Origin of the sequence: Vibrio sp. MM46 (assembly GCF_027587135.1) — a bacterium.
In the GTDB taxonomy this organism is placed as follows: domain Bacteria; phylum Pseudomonadota; class Gammaproteobacteria; order Enterobacterales; family Vibrionaceae; genus Vibrio; species Vibrio harveyi.
The window spans coordinates 216,994-235,632 of sequence record NZ_JAPPTO010000004.1; the positions used below are offsets into that span (position 1 = coordinate 216,994).

Sequence of the window (18,639 nt, forward strand, 5' to 3'; positions counted from 1 at the left end):
TAACGTGAAACCAAACATGCGAGCCAATGTGCAAGCCTTCGGGGGTCATTTGACCGCCATGGTGCTGCCAAATATCGGAGCCTTTATCGCTTGGGGCTTTATTACTGCACTCTTTATTCCAACGGGTTGGATGCCAAACGAAGCATTTGGTGAACTTGTTGGTCCAATGATCACTTACTTATTGCCGCTGTTAATTGGATATACGGGCGGTCAGATTGTTGGTGACAAACGCGGAGCGGTTGCTGGTGCCATCGGTACCATGGGCGTTATTGTTGGTGCTGACATTCCAATGTTTGTCGGCGCAATGATTATGGGTCCGCTCAGTGCTTGGGTTGTGGTGCAAATGGATAAACGAATCCAACATCGCATCCCTTCGGGCTTTGAGATGGTGGTGAACAACTTCTCATTGGGTATTGTGGGCATGATTTTATGTCTATTCGCCTATGAGATTGTTGGTCCTGCAGTAACGGCGGCTAACTTATTCGTTAAATCGGGCATTGAAGCTTTGGTTGCAACGGGATTCCTTCCTTTGCTTGCGATCATCAATGAACCAGCGAAAGTGCTGTTCCTTAACAATGCCATCGACCAAGGGATTTACTACCCGTTAGGTCTGCAGGCAGCAGCTGAAACAGGCAAATCTATCTTCTTTATGGTGGCATCTAACCCAGGTCCGGGTCTTGGTATGCTGTTGGCTTACGCGAAGTTTGGTCAAGGTCTGTCTAAACGTTCTGCGCCAAGTGCCATCATCATTCACTTCTTTGGTGGTATTCACGAGCTGTACTTCCCGTACGTGCTAATGAAGCCAATTATGATTGTGGCAATGATTGCAGGTGCGGCGACTGGTATCGCAACCTTCAACCTACTGGATGCAGGTTTGGTAGCAGGTCCAAGTCCAGGCTCAATTTTCTCTTACCTAGCTCTTACTCCAAAAGGCAGTTTCCTAGCGACCATCGCAGGTGTCACAACAGCAACAATAGTTTCCTTCCTTGTCGCAAGTGCGATTCTGAAGATGAGCAAAGCAGAAAACAAAGAAGACGAGTTTGAACAGTCTGTCTCTGAGATGAAAGACATGAAAGCGGAAGGTGCAATTAAACCTGCAACACAACAAGTAAACAAACCAATTTCATTTGTCGCATTTGCTTGTGACGCTGGTATGGGCTCAAGCGCGATGGGGGCTTCAACCTTCAAGCGCAAGTTAGTACAAGCCGGGATTGATATTGAAGTGAAGAACTTTGCCATCGAAAAAGTGCCAAGTGAGGCCGACATTGTCGTGACACACGAAAGTTTAGAAAGCCGCGCAGTAAACGCAACAGGCTTGCCTGTCGTGACAATTAAGAACTTCCTTAATGACCCAGCGCTTGACGAGCTGATGGATAAGATTAAGCAACAAACGGTCGCGACTGAGCAACCAGCCTAACAATGCAGTATGGGGTGGAACATTCCGCCCCATGTAGGAGAGAAATCATGGTACAAACAACGGCAGCAGTTATCTGTGGCGAGAAAGACGTTCAACTAAGAACTTTTGATTTGCCAAACATTTCAGCCGATGAACTTCTGGTTAAAAACATTTCAAACAGCATCTGCCTTTCCACTTACAAAGCGGCATTGCTAGGCAGCAAACACAAACGCGTACCTGAGAACATTGATGAAGTACCGGTGATGACGGGCCATGAGTACGCCGGTGTGATTGTTGAAGTCGGTGAGAACCTAAAAGACCAATACAGAGCAGGCGACTACTTTGTTCTGCAACCTGCAATGGGTTTGCCTACTGGTTACTCGGCAGGCTACAGCTATGAGACTTTTGGCGGCAACGCAACGTATTCTATCATTCCTAAAATCGCTATCGACTTAGGTTGCGTTTTGCCTTACCACGGTGACTACTTTGCAGATGCGTCTTTGGCTGAGCCAATGTCATGCATCATCGGTGCTTACCATGCTAGTTACCACACTAAACAATACGTGTACGAGCACGATATGGGCATCAAAGAGGGTGGTGCGTTAGCGCTGTTAGCTTGTGCTGGTCCAATGGGCATTGGCGCGATTGATTACGCGATTAACGGACCAGTGAAGCCAAAATTGATCGTGGTGACGGACATCGACGCCGCACGTTTAGACCGAGCAGAGTGCTTAATTCCGGTTGAGAAAGCAAAAGAGCAAGGCGTTGAGCTGCATTACGTGAATACAGCCCAAGTTGATGATCCTGTCACTTATTTGAAAGCGCTTAACGACGGCAAAGGCTACGATGACGTGATGGTATACGCAGCAGTATCGCAAGTATTAGAGCAAGCCGACGAGCTGTTGGGTAACGACGGCTGCTTGAACTTCTTCGCAGGACCTACCGATAAGAAATTTAAAGTACCGTTTAACTTCTACAATGTGCATTACGAGTCAACGCATATTGTGGGCACGTCTGGTGGCTCAACTGGCGACATGGTGGAGTCTATCGACTTGTCTTCACAAGGTAAGATCAATCCATCGTTCATGATCACACACGTTGGTGGTCTGCAAGCTGCGCCACATACGATTTTGAATCAGTTGGATATTCCGGGTGGTAAGAAGTTGATTTACCCGCATATTGACCTGCCGTTGACCGCGATTGATGACTTTTTATCGTTGGCAGACCAAGACCCGTTCTTCGTCGAATTAGACGCAATTTTGAACGCAAACAACTATGTGTGGAATGCTCATGCAGAAAAAGCGTTACTTGAGTTTTATGACGTGAGCTTAACGGTTTAGTTGCAACGAATTTGTGTGGTAGCCTCTGTGCTGCCACATAATGGAGAGGTCATAAGACGTTGTCACGTGAAGATGAATTACTGGAGAAGCTGGACGAGTGCGAAAATGCCACTGCGTTTCTTCAGGTTTCTAACAAAATAATTAACCTCAAGTTAAAAGCACTGCTTCCGAAAGTGTTCGTTCAAGACGACCTCGTGAAGGAGTATGCTGTGGATCCTTTATTGAAAGAAGATGGTCCGTTAGCAACAACCGATGTGGTGTCTAAGTTGATGTTTGCAATGGGCAAGATCTCACTGGAAACTTACGCTGACATTGGGTTGTACGATCAGGTGTTGGAGTTCGTGGTCACTCAGCCGGAAAAGGTAGAGTTTGCCGATGACGTGATTTACGACTTCATCAAAAACCAATCAGTACTCTCTTCCCAGCAAGACAGCTTTTATCTTGAGTCGATCAATCAGCTTAAGTTCTCTTCGTTTGAGTCCTTTTCGCAAATGAGATACGAAGCGCTCATCAAAACAGTATTAAAGCTGTCGTGCGAAATGTTGATAGAAAGAATCGAAGGGGAGATAAATCAATAAGGGTTCACCATGAAAGTGAATTTAAACGTCAGTGGTTTTGAGACCGAAGCTACCTTTCCTGAAGCCGACGTAAAGCGAATCCATCAACCTCTTATCGAAAAGTTTACCCGCCTTTATCACGAGAAGCAGGAGCGTATTGTTGTGTTCTTGTGCGCCCCTCCGGGTAGTGGAAAGTCTACGCTAGCAGCCTTTTGGGAATATTTATCAGAACAAGATGAAAACCAAGAGCCACTTCAGGTTCTGCCTTTTGATGGTTTTCACTACCCGAATGAAATCCTCGACAGCAACACCATTGAGCGTAATGGTGAACGTGTTCCACTGCGCAGCATTAAAGGCTCTTACGAGACGTTCAATCTCACGGAGCTTATCGACAAGCTGAAACAACTGAAAGTGAAAGACAGTAAGTGGCCTTACTACGACCGCAACTTACATGACCCAGTTGATGATGCCATTCAAGTTAATCGCAACATTGTCGTTGTTGAAGGTAACTGGCTGCTGCTTGATGAACCAGTATGGAAAGAACTGCATCGTTTGGCAGATTTTACGGTGTTTATTGATACCCAAGCGGAGTTTCTACAAGATCGTTTGGTCAATCGTAAAATCCGCGGCGGTACAGACCCAGAAGCGGCATTGGAGTTCTATTTACGTTCTGATGCGGTCAACGTTGATAAAGTTCTGAATCATTCGGTTCCTGCTGACTTATCTTTGTTCCTTAATCAAAACGGCTCGTTCGAAATTCGATAGTTCGTCCACAATCTCAGGAGGTTGCCATGGATATTGTGATTGATAGCCACACCCATACTATTGCCAGTGGACACGCTTATAGCACAATTTTAGAGAATGCGTTGGCTGCCAAGAATAAGGGGCTAAAACTTCTTTGTACCACCGATCATGCTCCTGAGATGCCAGGCGCCCCTCACTACTGGCATTTCAATAATCAAAGAATTTTGCCCCGCTTTTTACATGAGGTTGGTATTCTTCGTGGCGTCGAAGCCAACACGCTGAATGTGAAGGGGGAGATCGATTTACCGCCTTCTTCTGATCAACATCTTGATTGGGTGATAGCGAGCTTTCATGAACCCGTGTTTAAGCCTGCATCGGAAGTTGAGCATACCGCCGCTCTGATTAATGCAATCAAAAGTGGCAGAGTGGATGTTCTCGGTCACTTAGGTAACCCGAATTACCCATTCGATATGGAGCAGGTTCTGCGTTGTGCAAAAGAGCACAATGTCGCGGTAGAAGTAAACAATACGTCTTTGACAGGTAAAAGCCGTAAGGGCAGTGATAGTCGCTGTGACCGTATTGTGGAGCTAGGTAAAGAAATTGGCGTTTACTTCACCACAGGATCGGATGCTCACTTCAGTGAAGAGATTTCCAAGTTAGAGTTGGCCATTGCTTTGCTGGAAAAACATGGTGTTGAAGAAGAGAAAATACTCACTACATCAACGAGCCGGTTCTTGAACTTCTTACTGCTGAGGGGCAAGGCGAAAATTCCAGAGTTCGAAGCGCTGTATTGAGAAGCGATTGATCCAAATGGTTATCGGCTAAGAGACATAAACCCGCAGCGTGCGGGTTTTGTTTGTTTAGGATGAAACAAAAAGCACTACAACGGAGGCTCTACCACAACAAATTTGCGCTCGGCTCTGAGTGGTGCAAACCAAGTATTTTTATATTTGAAATAACTTTGCCCGTTAACGACGACAGTTTCTTTAGTGTGAGGCAGCGAGTCTACGATTTCACCAAGTTTATAGGGGCTTGGCTCAGGCTTTGGCGCTGGTGGTATTGGACTCACTCTTGCTGTGTTTGAGCTTAATGATGGCGAAACGATCTGCCTTGAAGGCGGAGTATCATTGGTCGTCGATGATGTTATCACACGGTCATCGCGCAATATGGTGTAGTTACCACTTGGTGGATAACGAACGTACACATAGCGGACACCATCACGACGGTAATAGGAATCCTGAACAATGGCATAAGTAATACCAGCGAAGACAGCAAAGGTCGCAATGTCTACTAAATCACTATGATAATAATAGTAACGTCCACGATAAGGTGGATACCAATACCCCGGTCTTACATAGATAAACGACGAATGATAACGGGGTGGTCTCACGACATAATGAGGTCGATGATAGTAGGGTGGTCGGTAGTAAGGCGGACGGTAATGGTGCGGTGGCTTAATGGGACGGTAAGGGCGGTTTACTGGGCGTAAATCGTGTTTGTTACCCGGTTGAGTTATCGGTTTTACTGCTGGTTTCACCTGTGACTGTGCAGAAAGGTTTGTTGACCCAACCAAGCAGAGAATGGTGGTGGCGATTACCCAGATGCTTCTCATAGTACATTCCCCCATAATTTGGAGTATCGAAGCGCTAGTCTTTAAGTTTAGCTCACCATAACTGTGTTTGATTCATGCGTCTAGAGCACTACTTTTGGGATGTCTTAGTTTTTTGCTCTAGCACTAAGAAGATAAGCTTGGTCAGCATAGATTGTGCTTCCGGGGGAAGTAATCTTGCCGCAGACGCAACGTCTTCTGCAGAAATGTTATCAACACCTCTTGCATCCAATGCGATGTCTAAATCGGCCAGGTTTAATGCACGCAAAATTGAACGGTATTGTGAGAGTTTTAAATCAGATTCGCCTCGCTCTATTCGCTGATACGTCTTTTCACTCATTCCGGCAATTTTTGCCATTTGTTCGCGTGACACGCCTTTCATTTTGCGTCGCCTAATCAGAACTTCAATCAACGGGTCTACTTGCATCGCTCCTCCTTAGTGGACAGTTTTGTCCTGAAGCACGCAATAACCGGACCAGTTTAACCACCCCATATTTACCCGAATGGATATAGTGATAAGAATGACGTTCCACAAAAAAATAACGTGAATTCAGTCAGTTTCAGAAAATGGAAAAATATCAGTTTTATAAATCAATTTCTGGCGAAGTTAATATTCGCAAAATGCAACGCATTTTAGATCAACTTCTTGATGAAATTCGCAATCGTAGCCGGGATACAAGATTAGATGTTACTTGGCTAACGCGAGAATCCCAAAAGCGATTGATGAACTATAAAGAGCTGTTTTTACATCGCAGTGATATTGAACAACAGGAGTTGGTTCAATCATATGAACACTTGAGTTTGATGGAACGTTCGGTTGCTGATTTGGGGATTGCTGTGCTGACATACATTATTGATGCGCTAGACAAGGAGATGTAATGCGTTGAAGGTTTGGTTCGTTTAACAAAATACGGACGAGCGAAATCCCACAAAGGCGTTTGTGTGAAATAAAAGCACTTGGAATAATTAACGAAAGGATACAAATGCTGGGGAACCAAACCCAGCATTCGGAACACTCATTTACCTATATTTTCGAACCGTAAATCAGTGTTTAGAGGTATGTGAACCGAAACATGTCGGTACGGAGCGAATAATAACGATATTGCTGAATCTAGGCTATGTTCCGGGTTTCTAACACCTTCCAACAAAGTGTACATTTTCATGTACACCTCAAAAATTGAGTGCCATCGCTCACTTTCTATTCTTTATAACGACAAAAGGCTAAATAAACGGCGGTTTTACAACATATCTGTTGCATCAACTGATAGTTGTTAAAATATATGGCTATAAGATGGAGCTTTTGCTTTTCAATCGTCCTATTTATGCCTTACAATCCTTTCGAACCAAATCCATTCAGCAGAGAATGGGATTGACGAAAAAGGATGCGCTGATTTTGCTTCGAACCCAAAGTGAGACGTTCCGTTAATCGAACTCTGCCCGGAAATGATTCCCTACACCCTTTATATGCTCAGACAGGATAGATCCGTCTTGAGTCTAAGCTTTTTGCATCCTGAATTCCGGCTTCGCGCTGAGTTCTGGGGCTGTAAGGTAGGGCGTTTCCGTAGATCGTACTTCGAACCAAAGTACGATAACTCACAATAAAACGGATTAAATTTAGAGGTATTAACCGTGAACCTAAAACTTGTCGGCAGCTCCCTGATCGTAGCAGGTACTGCTCTTGGCGCTGGTATGCTTGCCATACCAATGGTGCTTGCTCAATTTGGCCTTCTTTGGGGCACTCTCCTTATGCTGTTCATTTGGGCAGGTACAACTTACGCTGCACTTCTTCTATTAGAAGCAAGCTGCAAAGTAGGTGGTGGTGTCAGCATGAATGCAATCGCTCGCGAAACCCTTGGTAAAGGTGGTCAGCTTGTTACTAATGGTCTTTTGTATGCACTACTTGTTTGTCTGCTAATGGCTTACATTATTGGTGCGGGTGACTTGGTACAAAAAGTCACCACGTCAATGGGACTACCACTTTCTACGATTTCTAGCCAAGTTGGCTTTACTGTGCTGGTTGGTCTTATCGTATCAGCGGGTACTGGTGTGGTGGATAAGCTAAACCGTGGCTTGTTCATCGGTATGATTGTCGCGCTCATTCTAACGCTATTCTCTCTTGCGCCAAATGTGTCGTTTGAAGGTCTAAGTGAAGTGGTAAATGCAGACAAAATGGCATTGATCAAACAGAGCTCAGTTCTATTCACCAGCTTCGGCTTTATGGTGGTGATTCCTTCTTTAGTGACCTACAACAAAGAAGCAAGTAAGAATCAACTGCGCAACATGATCATTGTTGGCTCTACGATTCCTCTTGTGTGCTACCTACTTTGGTTGTTTGCAGTCGTGGGTAACCTACCTCCACACGAGCTTATTCAATTCTCTAACGTATCTGAGTTGATCTCTGTGCTTGGTCAACAATACTCGGGTCTAGAATTCATTCTATCGATGTTCACTGGTCTGGCGCTTCTAACGTCTTTCTTGGGTGTAGCAATGGCGTTGTATGACCAAAATGCGGACCTTCTTAAAGCTAGCAAGCCTGTGGTATTTGTGACAACGTTCATCCTACCGTTGCTTGGTGCCGTGTTTGCTCCAGAACACTTTCTCGCAATCCTAAGCTACGCAGGTATTATCCTCGTGTTCTTAGCAGTTTTTGTCCCACTATCAATGACGATGAAAGTACGTCGTGTGCCTGTGGATGATGACAATGTGTACGAAGCGGGTGGCGGTGCGATGGGCATGAGCGTGATCTTCCTATTTGGTTGTTTCCTGTTGTTTGCACAAGCGGTGTAGTATCCACTGATTGATTGACGCTTAAGCGACTCAAATTTTAAAAAGCCGTTTGCCTCGTGGGGTAAACGGCTTTTTTATACCTTTTGGCGAGTGATACATCTGTAACTCTTATCGGATTGGCCTTGGCTTGATAAATCGTGATGATATTTGACCATGGGATGAAATTGTCTCGCTAGCGGCTGACAAGAGCGATTGCCTCTCTTTTTATCATAACGCCCAAGTTATTAAGAAAAGGGGAATTGAGTGTCGAAGCGACTTTCTCTTACCATGATTGGAATGATGCTTTCGTTAGGAGTGTTCAGCGCTGATGTTTCCGCGCATCCAAAGCATCATCATAATAAACACGGTCATCATCACCATAAACACAAGCATAAAAAGGTCGTCGTGGTGAAGCACAAACGACCAAAACATTATTATTATCACTACAAGCGTATTCCACCGCGCAGTACGTATATCCAGATTGGGAACTTTACCTACCTGAAGGTGGATGAGCACTATTACAAGCGTTCAAAAGATCGTTATGTTCATGTGGTGTTGTAATCGATAAAAAAACAGCGAGCACTGTGCTCGCTGTTTTGCATTTGTAAGTAAGAGAAGTGTTACACCGTAAAGCGGTTAAGGATTTCGTCTTGTTTACGAACGTCTTCATTCTGCGCTTGCATTGCATCGTTGGTGCGGTTTGCAGAGTCAGCAACTTGAGTCGATAGATCTTTGATGTTGACCGTGTTGTTGTTGATCTCTTCTGCTACCAAGCTTTGCTCTTCAGCTGCCGAAGCAATCTGCAAGTTCATGTCCGAGATACGTTGAATTGCATCGCGGATGCGTTGTAGAGCGTCATTTGCGTGTCCTGCTTTTTCTACCGCTTCTACTGCGCTGCCTTTGCTTTGGTGCATTGCGCTAGCAACAGAAGATGCGCCTGATTGCAATTGCTCAATCATGCTGCGAATTTCGGTCGTAGACTCTTGAGTACGTTGTGCAAGAGTACGTACTTCATCGGCTACCACTGCGAAGCCACGACCAGATTCACCTGCACGCGCCGCTTCGATTGCCGCATTCAGTGCAAGTAGGTTCGTTTGGTCTGCAATGTCGTTGATAACTTTAAGAATAGTCTCAATGTTAGCTGTCGCAGACTCTAAACCTTGAACTTCTTCAACCGCTTGATCGATGCTGTCAGAAAGTAGGTTAATCGTTTCTGTCGACTCATTTACAATAGAAGAGCCTTGCATGGTCGCTTCATCCGCTTCTTTCGCTGCACTTGCTGCGCCTTGTGCGTTGTTAGCTACTTCGGTTGCCGTTACTGACATTTCGTGCATAGCTGTTGCAAGTTGTTCTAGCTCTTGAAGTTGAGTCTGAATCGCAGACGCAGAGTCACGTGCACCTTCAGCAGTAATTTGCGTTCCGCTGAGGATCTGATCAGAGATACTCTTCGATTCGATGATCTGGTGCTGCAAGTTCTCCATAAAGGTATTGAAACCTTTTGCTAGTTCAGAGAATTCTTGATCGGTATTGGTGTCCAAACGCTGCGTTAAATCGCCTTTGCCTGATGCGACGGCTTGGATTGCTGTGTTTAGCTCATCAAGAGGGCGCATCAAGGTACGGATAAGGATAGTCAGTGCGATGATAGAGGCAATCACGGCAATCAATGAGTAGATGATTGCACTATTACGCAGCTTACCTACTGCAGAATACGCAATGCTTTCGTCGACAAGCGCGCCTACATACCAATTTTCACCCGCAATGTGCGACAGGCTCGCCATGTATTTGTTGCCGTTAATCTCAATGTGTTGAGCGCCAGGTTTGATCTCGACTTGTGGCAAGTAGCTCGATAGCTTCTCACCATTGTATTTCGCTTCTGGGTGAGCAATCGTCGTGCCGTCTGCAGTAACGAGGAAGAGGTAGCCGGCATCAAATAGATTGACTTGGTTTACCAAGTCAGAAAGGGTGGTCAGCTCCATATCGTAGAACATCGCTGCTAGGAATCGACCGGCTTCGCGAACTGGCGTACCGATAGAAATAATGACCTTCTTAGAAGAGACATCAACATAAGGGTCAGTGACGATAAGTTTGCCCTGTGCTTTTGCAGAGACAAACCAAGGGCGAACACGAGGATCATAGTCGGCACTAGCTTCCCAGCCGTCATCGTTTTCGATTAAGGAACCATCGTGGTCGTATGCGTACCCGATTGCCAAGAAGCTTGATTTTGGCATTGGCTTTTCTAGTACATCTTTTACGTAATCGTGATCGCTTGGATTAATTTCCAAGATCTCGGTCATCGATTGAGCAAGATCTTTCTTCGCGTTCATTTCGGACTCTACAGTGTTCCCCACACTGGAGAGAATTTCGTTCACACTCGTATCAATGTTTTCTTCGATCTGCGAACGGATAGTCATAACCTGTTGTGTCGACAGCAATGCCACAGTAACAAGCAGTAAAATAGAAGAGGCAGTTACAACCTTATGTCTGAATTTCATACTTTTCCCTCTCGAGTCTCCCGGCTGGTTTACTCTGCTTTCACCTCTTCTTCCCTGGGTGATTTCGGCAGATGTGAACACAGAATTGTGTTTGTTATTTTGTTTATCGACAGATTTATCAGAAACCTGAAGGCTATTTACGGCTTTTATTGTCGAAACGGGATAAAAAGCCTAGATGAATTTAAAAGTTGTGACTTTGATCTGAATTGTTGGACTTCGTCATTAAACTGTTAAAAACATAAGAATGGTATCACTGAGCCTTATAGAAACAAGTCTTATCTTGGGTGTCTAACTAATTTAAATAGATGAATTTGAAATGATATTTATAAGTTATGTATCAAAAATGAGACGTAAAGAAAGCGAGGGTAGAACCAAAGAATATGGTAAATATGAGCTAAGAAAACAAACTGATGTTACAAATACAAAAAAGGCCCCGACAGAGCGGAGCCTTTATTAATTGCATCAAATTTAGAAAATAAGATGAGCTACACCTGCAATGACTGGTAGCGTAATCAGCGTGCGTAGAATGAAGATTACGAACAGTTCTACGATGTTCACTGGAATCTTACTACCTAGAAGCAGAGCGCCCACTTCTGACATGTAGATAAGCTGAGTTACTGACATTGCTGCAATTACAAAGCGAGTCATTTCGTTATCGATAGATGCCGCTAGGATTGCTGGGATAAACATATCTGCAAAACCAACAACGATAGTTTGAGACGCTGCTGCTGCCTCAGGGATCTGTAGCAACTCTAGGTAAGGGATAAATGGTTGACCTAGGATCTCAAATACAGACGTGTATTCTGCAATGATTAATGCCACGGTACCAAGGCCCATAACCACAGGAAGTACGCCAAACACCATGTCGATTGCGTTATGTACGCCTTCTTTAAATACCGACTGTACAGAAGTCACTTGACCAGCGCGTTTTAGCGCAAGATCCATACCCCAAGAAAAAGTCGTGTGACCAGCAGGTACTGCGTCCGCATCTTTTTTCGGTTCGCTGCCATCCATGTAACGGTCTTTCTTTAGGCTCAATGGTGGTAGGCGAGGGATGATAATTGCTGCAATAACGCCAGCTAGACAGATTGCGCCGTAGAAAGGCAGGAATAGGTGCTCTAGTTGAACCTGAGCAAGGACAACCAAACTAAAGGTAATCGATACTGCTGAGAAAGTTGTACCTACAACCGCAGCTTCACGTTGAGTGTAGAAGTTGTTTTCGTATTGTTTACTGGTTAGTAGGATACCCACACTACCATCACCCAACCAAGAAGCCATACAGTCGATCGCGCTACGACCTGGCAAGTTGAAGACTGGGCGCATTACTTTACTTAGTAGGGCACCGAACAGTTCTAATAGACCAAAGTTAAGTAATAAAGGTAGCAATAGACCTGCAAAAATAAATACCGCGAATAGCGTTGGCAGCAGACCAGTAAGAACAAGACCGCCTGTGTTTTCTTCCCAAATTGCTTTTGGACCCACTTGGAAGAACGTCATCAGCACCGCTGCACCGCCAATTAGGCGAACCAACAACCAAAGTGGAGACGGATTAAATAGACCGTTCAAGAAACCGTTACGTAGGATTGCTGCTGGCTTGAAAATTTTGCAAAGAACAGAAGCTAGCGCCATGAAAGCAACAATAGCGGTTACGATAGCAATTAAAGTATCGCCAAGAACTGCAGGAATGACTTTTGCCATTACCGCGACAGGGATTGTCAGACCACCATCGTAAGAGATTGGTGCCATGAAAAGTAGAAGACCGATTAGGGATGGGATGAAGAACATCCAAAAGTTGCCCTTAGGCGCTTCAGCAGCATTAGTGTTGTTATGCATTGTTTGTCTCGTGTTACTACTAGTCAATACTCGCCATATTCCATGACATAAATATTCACTAAACATCCGTATTTAATCACAGTGTGCGGAGATTACCCGCAAACTGCATCCATTGCAATACTATTCATTAAATACATCTAGTTATTCAGCCGTTTTTTCGGCTAAAAGTACTAAACCTAGAATCTTGTATATGAATTTGTTGCTCGTGTTAGAAAATTGTAGCACGTAAGCTGCTCAGTGCAGAGTGTTAAGGGGTACAGTGTGACTAGAGCAATAAAAAGCCTAGCAAATGTGATTGGGATCTCAAGCCAATGACAGCGTTTTCTGTCAGTAGATAGGGTTTATAGGCTAACCGAGTGACAAGAGAGATAAGACGGTTTAAGTCGAATGCTTAAACCGCCCTTAAACTAGGCGGTTTGGTTGCGGCTCTGCAAGTAGAGGTAACTCCAGTATGCAATGGCAATTATAAAAGCTAACAGAGCCGGGAAGGCTAATGCGTACAGCTCATAAACGTTAAATAAACCTGCACCAGCTGTACCGCCTAATAAGAAGCCAAGGAAGATAAAGATAAACAGCTTGGCTTTACGTCGGTCAAACTGACGTCCTCGCAAGCTCTCTCCAATCATAATACCGAGGTCAGTAATAATACCGGTCATGTGAGTGGTTCGGACGACAGCTCCGCTGAATGTTGTGATCATCGCATTTTGTAAGCCACAAGCGGCAGAGGCAAGGTATTGACCATAAACATTACCTTGTACCAGAAAGCCCAAGCTGAGCAACAGCAGGCTACCCTCTATGCAAAGAGCTACACCATAGCGACGACCAAGCTTGAGCGCGCTGCTTTCGATAAAGAATCCACTAAATGCAGAGCCAATCAAAAAGCTAAATACAATAAGGAGCAGGTGAATGGTTGTATCCACACCTGTTAGCAAGCTGTTCCCTAGCTGAGTTACGGTTCCGGAAAGATGCGTTATCGCTTGATGTTGAAAGCCGAGAAGACCCACGGCATTGACGCAGCCTGCGAGAAGAGCAAGCAGAAAAGCGCCATATTCCACCCAACGAGGAAGTCTGGAAATCACAATAAAGCCTCACCAAATGTTAGGAGCAGATTATAGCGCTCGTGGCGCGGAACGAAAGTACTTACGCGATTACTTGGTTGATCATTCTCAATAAAGTCTCAACTATTGTTGAGCAAACTCAAATGTTGAGAGAGTTCAAATTCTACATAACAAATATTTATCTAACGTGTTCCATGGTGCAATCAAAGCTGACCCATCCCTGTTTTCTTTGCTCATAAATGGAAATAGTGGGTTGTGGAAACTCTTTATTGTTAAACAATCCCATTGGGATCACCACGTAGTCTGGGACGTCTGAAAGCAGTAAGCGCATTGTTGTACCGCATGCCGGGCAAAATTCGTAATGCACTTGATTTCCTGAATCGGCGATACGAGTATAACTGGTGGTATCGCCATCTAATATTACTTGGTCTTTGTGAAACCGAGCTTGAACACCAAACACACTCCCCGTGCGCTTTTGACATTCGAAACAGTGGCAAATAGAAGTGCGAATGGGCTCCGCCGTGCAACGCAGTTGGACTAAGCCACAGGCACACTCGCATGTGTGGGTGATTTTTGTCATCGTTATTACCTATTGGTTGCCCACCAAACAGTTTAGTTTAATTTTGAAACACTTGAGTCAAAATGAACGGATAGGCAGAGCGGTCTTCGCTCTATAAATGGTATATACTCCGAACATAATTCAGAGAACAAGAACACAAGGAAGTCTTCATGACTCGTAAGAGAATCCTACCTATTCCCCTCATTCTCCTGATCCCAATCGTACTGTTAGCTGTGGTTATTATTGCGGGCATTTACCGGTTTAGCCTTTCTGATGATGAGATCATGGCAAAGTTTCCTCAAGCGCAGGCACAATCTAATTCAATCGTAGCGGAAGTACTGGGTATTCAGTCACGAAATCCGTGGACTGTTCAAGTTCCAGAGCAGGGTGCGGTGACTTTTCTTGATGAGTGGGATAAAGAGCATGGCTTTTTAAAAGGTCAGTATGATGCTGGTGCAACAAAAGGCGAGGTGCTGGTACCTACCGAGTTTATTGCGCAGCGTAACGTAAGTGAGACCCCTTGGATTGTGGCTCCTGTGATCGTGACAACACAAGGTTCTGGGGCGTTTTACTACATCGGTTTATTTAAGTTTGATGCTGTACCAAGCCGTGTTGTATTGCTTAACAGCGTTTTCATTGGTGATCGAATCAAGATGTCTTCATTGAAATGGAACAGCGATACACAAATTTCGCTTTCATATCTTCAACATGGAGAAGATCAAGCGATGGCAGAACAACCAAATCAATTGATTACAACCACTCTTAAACGTGTAGGTAATAACTTACATATGCAACAGTAATGAATTTTTTTGTCTTCTGTAAAAAATAAGTGTTTTCTGCGCTAGATCTCGTAATTTCATAGTGATTTCTTATGCGGGAATGCATAAGCTATGAGCCTTGTTATAAAGGAGATAGTAATTCCCGTGTCTACAAATGAAATTACAACAAGACGGTTGCCGAATCTGACAAGTCGTAAAGCGCTACTGTTGTACTCCTTGCCAGTATTAGTTGCGATTGGTGTTTCCAACTCTCTCAAAGAGTCTTCCCTTACTAAAACCATCGCCCTTAACTTGCCTGAATCGCGAGTTGTAGAAAATATTCTTGAGGCGACAACAGCAGAAGTTGTCTCTCCCCCAAATTTTGAATACCAAATCCAAGCAGGTGACAACCTGAGCTCCATTTTTAGCCAACTGGGCTTCGGCTACAGTTCGTTGATGAAAGTGATGGAGACGGATTTGAACTTCCTTGCTCTTGATACTTTAAAACCCGGCAACACATTGCGTTTTTGGCGTGATGAGTCGACGGGTGAGTTGGAAAAGATGGAGCTTCAATTTTCTATCGCCGACAAAGTCGTTTATCGTCGTAATGCTGATGGCAGCTACGATTTCTCGGACATCTCAATCCCAGGTGTTTGGCATCAAGAACCTTTAGTTGGCGTGATTCATGGTAGTTTCTCGTCATCAGCAAATCGTTTGGGCTTGAGCTCAGCGGAAATCAGCCAAGTGGTGAACCTACTAAAAGAGCAGGTTAACTTCGGTAAAGACTTACGCGCAGGTGACCGATTCGAAGTGGTTCGTCGTTCTCAAAGTATTGATGGCGTACCGACTGGCAAGAACGAAATCGAAGCAATTAAGATCTACAACCGTGGTCGTGAAGTGACTGCTTATCTTCATACCGACGGTCAATTCTATAATGCGAAAGGTGAGAGCCTACAGCGTGCCTTCCAACGTTACCCTGTTAGTCGAGGCTGGCGTATCAGCTCAGGCTTTAACCCGAAACGTCTTCATCCTGTAACGGGTCGAGTTGCACCTCATAACGGTACTGACTGGGCTGTGCCTATCGGTACACCAGTAGAAGCAACGGGGGATGGCACGGTTATCATGACACGTAAACACCCATATGCGGGTAACTACGTAGTGATTGAGCACGGCAGTAAGTACAAGACGCGCTATCTGCACCTAAGTAAGATCCTAGTGAAGAAAGGTCAGAAAGTTTCTCGTGGTCAACGTATTGGCTTATCGGGTAAAACGGGACGTGTAACAGGTCCGCACCTTCACTACGAATTGATCGAATACGGTCGTCCTGTTAATGCAATGCGAGCGAAGATCCCGATGGCAAGCTCTGTGCCTAAAAAGGAAATGGCGAGCTTTATTGCTACTCGAGACGAGATGGACAAACTGCTTAAAGACAAAGAACAAGCCGTTTTATAAATCACAAAAAAGACCAAACATTGTTTGGTCTTTTTTTAAGCGCTTTTCATCTGCTTTTCGTTGATGATGCCAATTAGCTCGTCAACATTGTGTGGTCTCGAATAAAAATAACCTTGAATATGGTGGCAACCCATTTCAATGAGCTTTTGCAAGGCTCTGTCATCCTCAACCCCCTCAGCAATAAGATCAACCTCAAGCAACTGAGCCAGTTGAGCGATCAACAAAACGACTTGTTCTGACGTCGTATTTGAGAGCATGTTGCGTACAAATGTCGCGTCGATTTTGATGCTATCGATAGGGTAGTTGTGAATGTAGTTTAAGCTTGAGTAGCCTGTGCCGAAATCATCTAATGCGACCTTAAAGCCTAGATAGCGTAACGAATTCAATACCATCTGTTCTCGACCACTTTGTGACAGCAAGACTGTCTCTGTAAGCTCGATAACAAAGTCTGTAGCTTGGTGATGGTATTTTTCTAGAATCCGAGTAAGGAAGTTCATGTAGCGATTAGAATCAATAAGTTCATGAGCTGAACAGTTAATTGAAAGCTTGACGGTGTAACCCAGTTGTCGTTCTAAGTTTTGTTTTGCGCGGCAGGCGAGTTCCACGATGCGCTCGCCTAGCTCAATGATTAACCCTGATTGTTCGGCGGCTTCAATAAATTCCACTGGCGAGACGTTGCCATAAACGCTGCTGTTCCAACGCGCGAGGATTTCAAAGTAGTCCCAACGGTCACTGGTGATGTCAACAATTGGCTGGACTACGACATAAAGCTCTTCATTTTCATCAATGCTTAAACGAAGCTGCTCACGCAGTGCTTCAATCAGTTGTGTCTGGCGATGGTAAAGTGCACTTAAGTGGGTGTCGTAATGTTGAATACGGGTATCTCGGCGTTTTTTACAGTCTTTTAGCGCAAGGCTCGCATTCAGTATTAAGTCATCACTATTCAGCATATGCACAGGCGCTCTCGCGATCCCGATACTGACAGTGAAAGAAATACGATTGGATTTGTCTGAATAGCCTGCTTCGATTTTATCGAGGATTTCTTGGCAGACGCTAACAGGATCTTCGTCATAGGTAATAAAAGCAAACTCGTCACCTGCGACTCGAAACGCATTGTTGGGCGAGGTTAAGCTTTGTTGAATCGCATTTGCAGTGAACTTAATGATTTGGTCACCGATGTAGTTACCGTTGATGTCATTGATGGATTTAAAGTTGTCGATATCTAGATACGCAAGACTAAAAGGGCGAGTTGCCTGCTGAGTTAAGGTCTCCAACGTATCAGCTAAACAACTGCGATTGAGCAGCCCTGTTAGATTGTCATGAGAGACTTCGTAACTGAGTTGGTTGAGAAGTTTGTCTGAGCGTTCACTGATCCACTTTTCTCGCAAACTATGGATGATGATGTTTGCATAAAAACGGTGATGGAAGATGATTTCTTCGGCTTCAGCTTCACTGATGGAGTGAGTAAATGTTGACACTAAGATGCCTAACACTTCACCTGTATGTGTTTTTAAAGGAAGTCCGATATACGCTTGAATGCCAGCGTCCTGAAACATTTGGTCTTCAGGAAATAGCTTGTAAACTTCATCTTGATAGAAGATGAGTTCGCCAATGTCTTGTGCGACTTGCTCACAAGGAGTGCCTTCTAATCCGTAACACATGCTGTCTGCGATGGTTCCGCCACTAGAGTTGGAAAGTGTCACCGCACAATGTTGTAGGTGTGCTATCTCAACTACGCAAGTACAGTAGCTTTGAAATTGCTGATGGAGCTCAAGCGTTACTCTGTCGAGTAGTGCGCTACCATTGAGCTTTAGAATTTCATCAAGTAACTGGATACTTTTTTGTTCATGATCCATTGAACATTTCACCCGACGTTGTGTTTACCCATATCGTGTTTGTGTTGGCTTTATTACACGATCTTTTCTCATTTAATCGATATGCATCACGTTAACTATTGTTTACTTCAGGTGATTTTTCAAACTCAAGATACGTTTTATTGGTGATTTTCAACCATAGGGTGAGGTGCTAGGGGAGCTAACTCTCATCAAAGTGGTAGTCGCTTTGGAGAAGGCTAG

Annotated in this window: 17 protein-coding genes; 10 read left to right on the forward strand and 7 right to left on the reverse strand. The window is 44.5% G+C overall.

What is annotated here, in order from left to right:
* Positions 1 to 4: 4 nt before the first annotated feature.
* From OH459_RS06545 to OH459_RS06565, 5 genes are read left to right on the forward strand one after another with little or no spacing between them, the layout of a single operon-like run.
* On the forward strand, positions 5 to 1,417 hold the full coding sequence (locus OH459_RS06545; protein ID WP_005452449.1) for a PTS mannitol transporter subunit IICB: 1,413 nt from the start codon (positions 5 to 7) through the stop codon (positions 1,415 to 1,417).
* 47 nt (positions 1,418 to 1,464) lie between these two features.
* Positions 1,465 to 2,736 (forward strand): zinc-binding dehydrogenase, encoded by a 1,272-nt coding sequence (locus OH459_RS06550; RefSeq protein WP_005452448.1) that lies wholly within the window; start codon positions 1,465 to 1,467, stop codon positions 2,734 to 2,736.
* A 59-nt stretch (positions 2,737 to 2,795) separates the two neighbouring features.
* Entirely contained in the window at positions 2,796 to 3,314 is a 519-nt protein-coding gene (locus tag OH459_RS06555; RefSeq protein ID WP_154202815.1) for an MltR family transcriptional regulator, read from the forward strand.
* 9 nt (positions 3,315 to 3,323) lie between these two features.
* Positions 3,324 to 4,058, forward strand: a complete 735-nt coding sequence (locus OH459_RS06560; protein ID WP_005452446.1) for a nucleoside/nucleotide kinase family protein — start codon at positions 3,324 to 3,326, stop codon at positions 4,056 to 4,058.
* A 26-nt stretch (positions 4,059 to 4,084) separates the two neighbouring features.
* Positions 4,085 to 4,831 carry a phosphatase gene (locus OH459_RS06565; RefSeq protein ID WP_005452445.1) on the forward strand — a complete coding sequence of 249 codons (747 nt, stop codon included), beginning with the start codon at positions 4,085 to 4,087 and terminating at the stop codon, positions 4,829 to 4,831.
* Positions 4,832 to 4,917: 86 nt separating this feature from the next.
* Here OH459_RS06565 and OH459_RS06570 read toward each other — a convergent pair whose 3' ends face one another.
* Together OH459_RS06570 and OH459_RS06575 are read right to left on the reverse strand one after the other, a co-directional pair.
* Complete coding sequence (locus OH459_RS06570) at positions 4,918 to 5,649, reverse strand: hypothetical protein (protein WP_053053571.1); 732 nt, start codon at positions 5,647 to 5,649, stop codon at positions 4,918 to 4,920.
* Positions 5,650 to 5,737: 88 nt separating this feature from the next.
* Positions 5,738 to 6,073 carry a helix-turn-helix domain-containing protein gene (locus tag OH459_RS06575; RefSeq protein ID WP_269986101.1) on the reverse strand — a complete coding sequence of 112 codons (336 nt, stop codon included), beginning with the start codon at positions 6,071 to 6,073 and terminating at the stop codon, positions 5,738 to 5,740.
* A 140-nt stretch (positions 6,074 to 6,213) separates the two neighbouring features.
* On the opposite strand from OH459_RS06575, the gene OH459_RS06580 reads away from it, so the two are divergent.
* The 3 genes from OH459_RS06580 (at position 6,214) to OH459_RS06590 (ending at position 8,973) form a co-directional block, all read left to right on the forward strand.
* Positions 6,214 to 6,525, forward strand: a complete 312-nt coding sequence (locus OH459_RS06580) for a hypothetical protein (protein WP_005452442.1) — start codon at positions 6,214 to 6,216, stop codon at positions 6,523 to 6,525.
* Positions 6,526 to 7,275: 750 nt separating this feature from the next.
* A complete protein-coding gene (locus OH459_RS06585; protein WP_005452440.1) occupies positions 7,276 to 8,433 on the forward strand; it encodes an amino acid permease in 1,158 nt (385 codons plus the stop codon).
* Between the two features lie 243 nt (positions 8,434 to 8,676).
* Positions 8,677 to 8,973 (forward strand): hypothetical protein, encoded by a 297-nt coding sequence (locus OH459_RS06590; protein WP_017818629.1) that lies wholly within the window; start codon positions 8,677 to 8,679, stop codon positions 8,971 to 8,973.
* 59 nt (positions 8,974 to 9,032) lie between these two features.
* Here the strand turns inward: OH459_RS06590 and OH459_RS06595 are convergent, their stop codons facing one another.
* The 4 genes from OH459_RS06595 to OH459_RS06610 all read right to left on the reverse strand — a co-directional run bounded on the left by OH459_RS06595 (position 9,033) and on the right by OH459_RS06610 (position 14,375).
* A complete protein-coding gene (locus tag OH459_RS06595) occupies positions 9,033 to 10,904 on the reverse strand; it encodes a methyl-accepting chemotaxis protein (RefSeq protein ID WP_017818630.1) in 1,872 nt (623 codons plus the stop codon).
* 468 nt (positions 10,905 to 11,372) lie between these two features.
* Positions 11,373 to 12,737, reverse strand: coding sequence for a YjiH family protein (locus OH459_RS06600; RefSeq protein ID WP_005452434.1), 1,365 nt, complete (start codon positions 12,735 to 12,737; stop codon positions 11,373 to 11,375).
* Between the two features lie 407 nt (positions 12,738 to 13,144).
* Positions 13,145 to 13,816 carry a YoaK family protein gene (locus tag OH459_RS06605; RefSeq protein WP_026000373.1) on the reverse strand — a complete coding sequence of 224 codons (672 nt, stop codon included), beginning with the start codon at positions 13,814 to 13,816 and terminating at the stop codon, positions 13,145 to 13,147.
* A gap of 157 nt (positions 13,817 to 13,973) precedes the next feature.
* A complete protein-coding gene (locus tag OH459_RS06610) occupies positions 13,974 to 14,375 on the reverse strand; it encodes a GFA family protein (RefSeq protein ID WP_005452431.1) in 402 nt (133 codons plus the stop codon).
* Positions 14,376 to 14,524: 149 nt separating this feature from the next.
* Between OH459_RS06610 and OH459_RS06615 the strand changes: the two genes are divergently transcribed.
* The gene (locus tag OH459_RS06615) at positions 14,525 to 15,154 is read left to right on the forward strand and encodes a hypothetical protein (RefSeq protein WP_005452429.1); all 630 of its coding nucleotides are present in this window, start codon (positions 14,525 to 14,527) and stop codon (positions 15,152 to 15,154) included.
* A gap of 123 nt (positions 15,155 to 15,277) precedes the next feature.
* A complete protein-coding gene (locus OH459_RS06620) occupies positions 15,278 to 16,564 on the forward strand; it encodes a peptidoglycan DD-metalloendopeptidase family protein (RefSeq protein WP_005452428.1) in 1,287 nt (428 codons plus the stop codon).
* 35 nt (positions 16,565 to 16,599) lie between these two features.
* Here OH459_RS06620 and OH459_RS06625 read toward each other — a convergent pair whose 3' ends face one another.
* Complete coding sequence (locus OH459_RS06625; protein WP_005452427.1) at positions 16,600 to 18,420, reverse strand: putative bifunctional diguanylate cyclase/phosphodiesterase; 1,821 nt, start codon at positions 18,418 to 18,420, stop codon at positions 16,600 to 16,602.
* Between the last annotated feature and the right edge of the window lie 219 nt (positions 18,421 to 18,639).

Coding starts and splice junctions, on each gene's coding strand:
- OH459_RS06550 (WP_005452448.1), top strand. CDS start 1,465: ATGGTACAAACAACGGCAGCAGTTATCTGTGGCGAGAAAGACGTTCAA.
- OH459_RS06560 (WP_005452446.1), top strand. CDS start 3,324: ATGAAAGTGAATTTAAACGTCAGTGGTTTTGAGACCGAAGCTACCTTT.
- OH459_RS06565 (WP_005452445.1), top strand. CDS start 4,085: ATGGATATTGTGATTGATAGCCACACCCATACTATTGCCAGTGGACAC.
- OH459_RS06570 (WP_053053571.1), bottom strand. CDS start 5,649: ATGAGAAGCATCTGGGTAATCGCCACCACCATTCTCTGCTTGGTTGGG.
- OH459_RS06575 (WP_269986101.1), bottom strand. CDS start 6,073: ATGCAAGTAGACCCGTTGATTGAAGTTCTGATTAGGCGACGCAAAATG.
- OH459_RS06580 (WP_005452442.1), top strand. CDS start 6,214: ATGGAAAAATATCAGTTTTATAAATCAATTTCTGGCGAAGTTAATATT.
- OH459_RS06595 (WP_017818630.1), bottom strand. CDS start 10,904: ATGAAATTCAGACATAAGGTTGTAACTGCCTCTTCTATTTTACTGCTT.
- OH459_RS06600 (WP_005452434.1), bottom strand. CDS start 12,737: ATGCATAACAACACTAATGCTGCTGAAGCGCCTAAGGGCAACTTTTGG.
- OH459_RS06610 (WP_005452431.1), bottom strand. CDS start 14,375: ATGACAAAAATCACCCACACATGCGAGTGTGCCTGTGGCTTAGTCCAA.
- OH459_RS06615 (WP_005452429.1), top strand. CDS start 14,525: ATGACTCGTAAGAGAATCCTACCTATTCCCCTCATTCTCCTGATCCCA.
- OH459_RS06625 (WP_005452427.1), bottom strand. CDS start 18,420: ATGGATCATGAACAAAAAAGTATCCAGTTACTTGATGAAATTCTAAAG.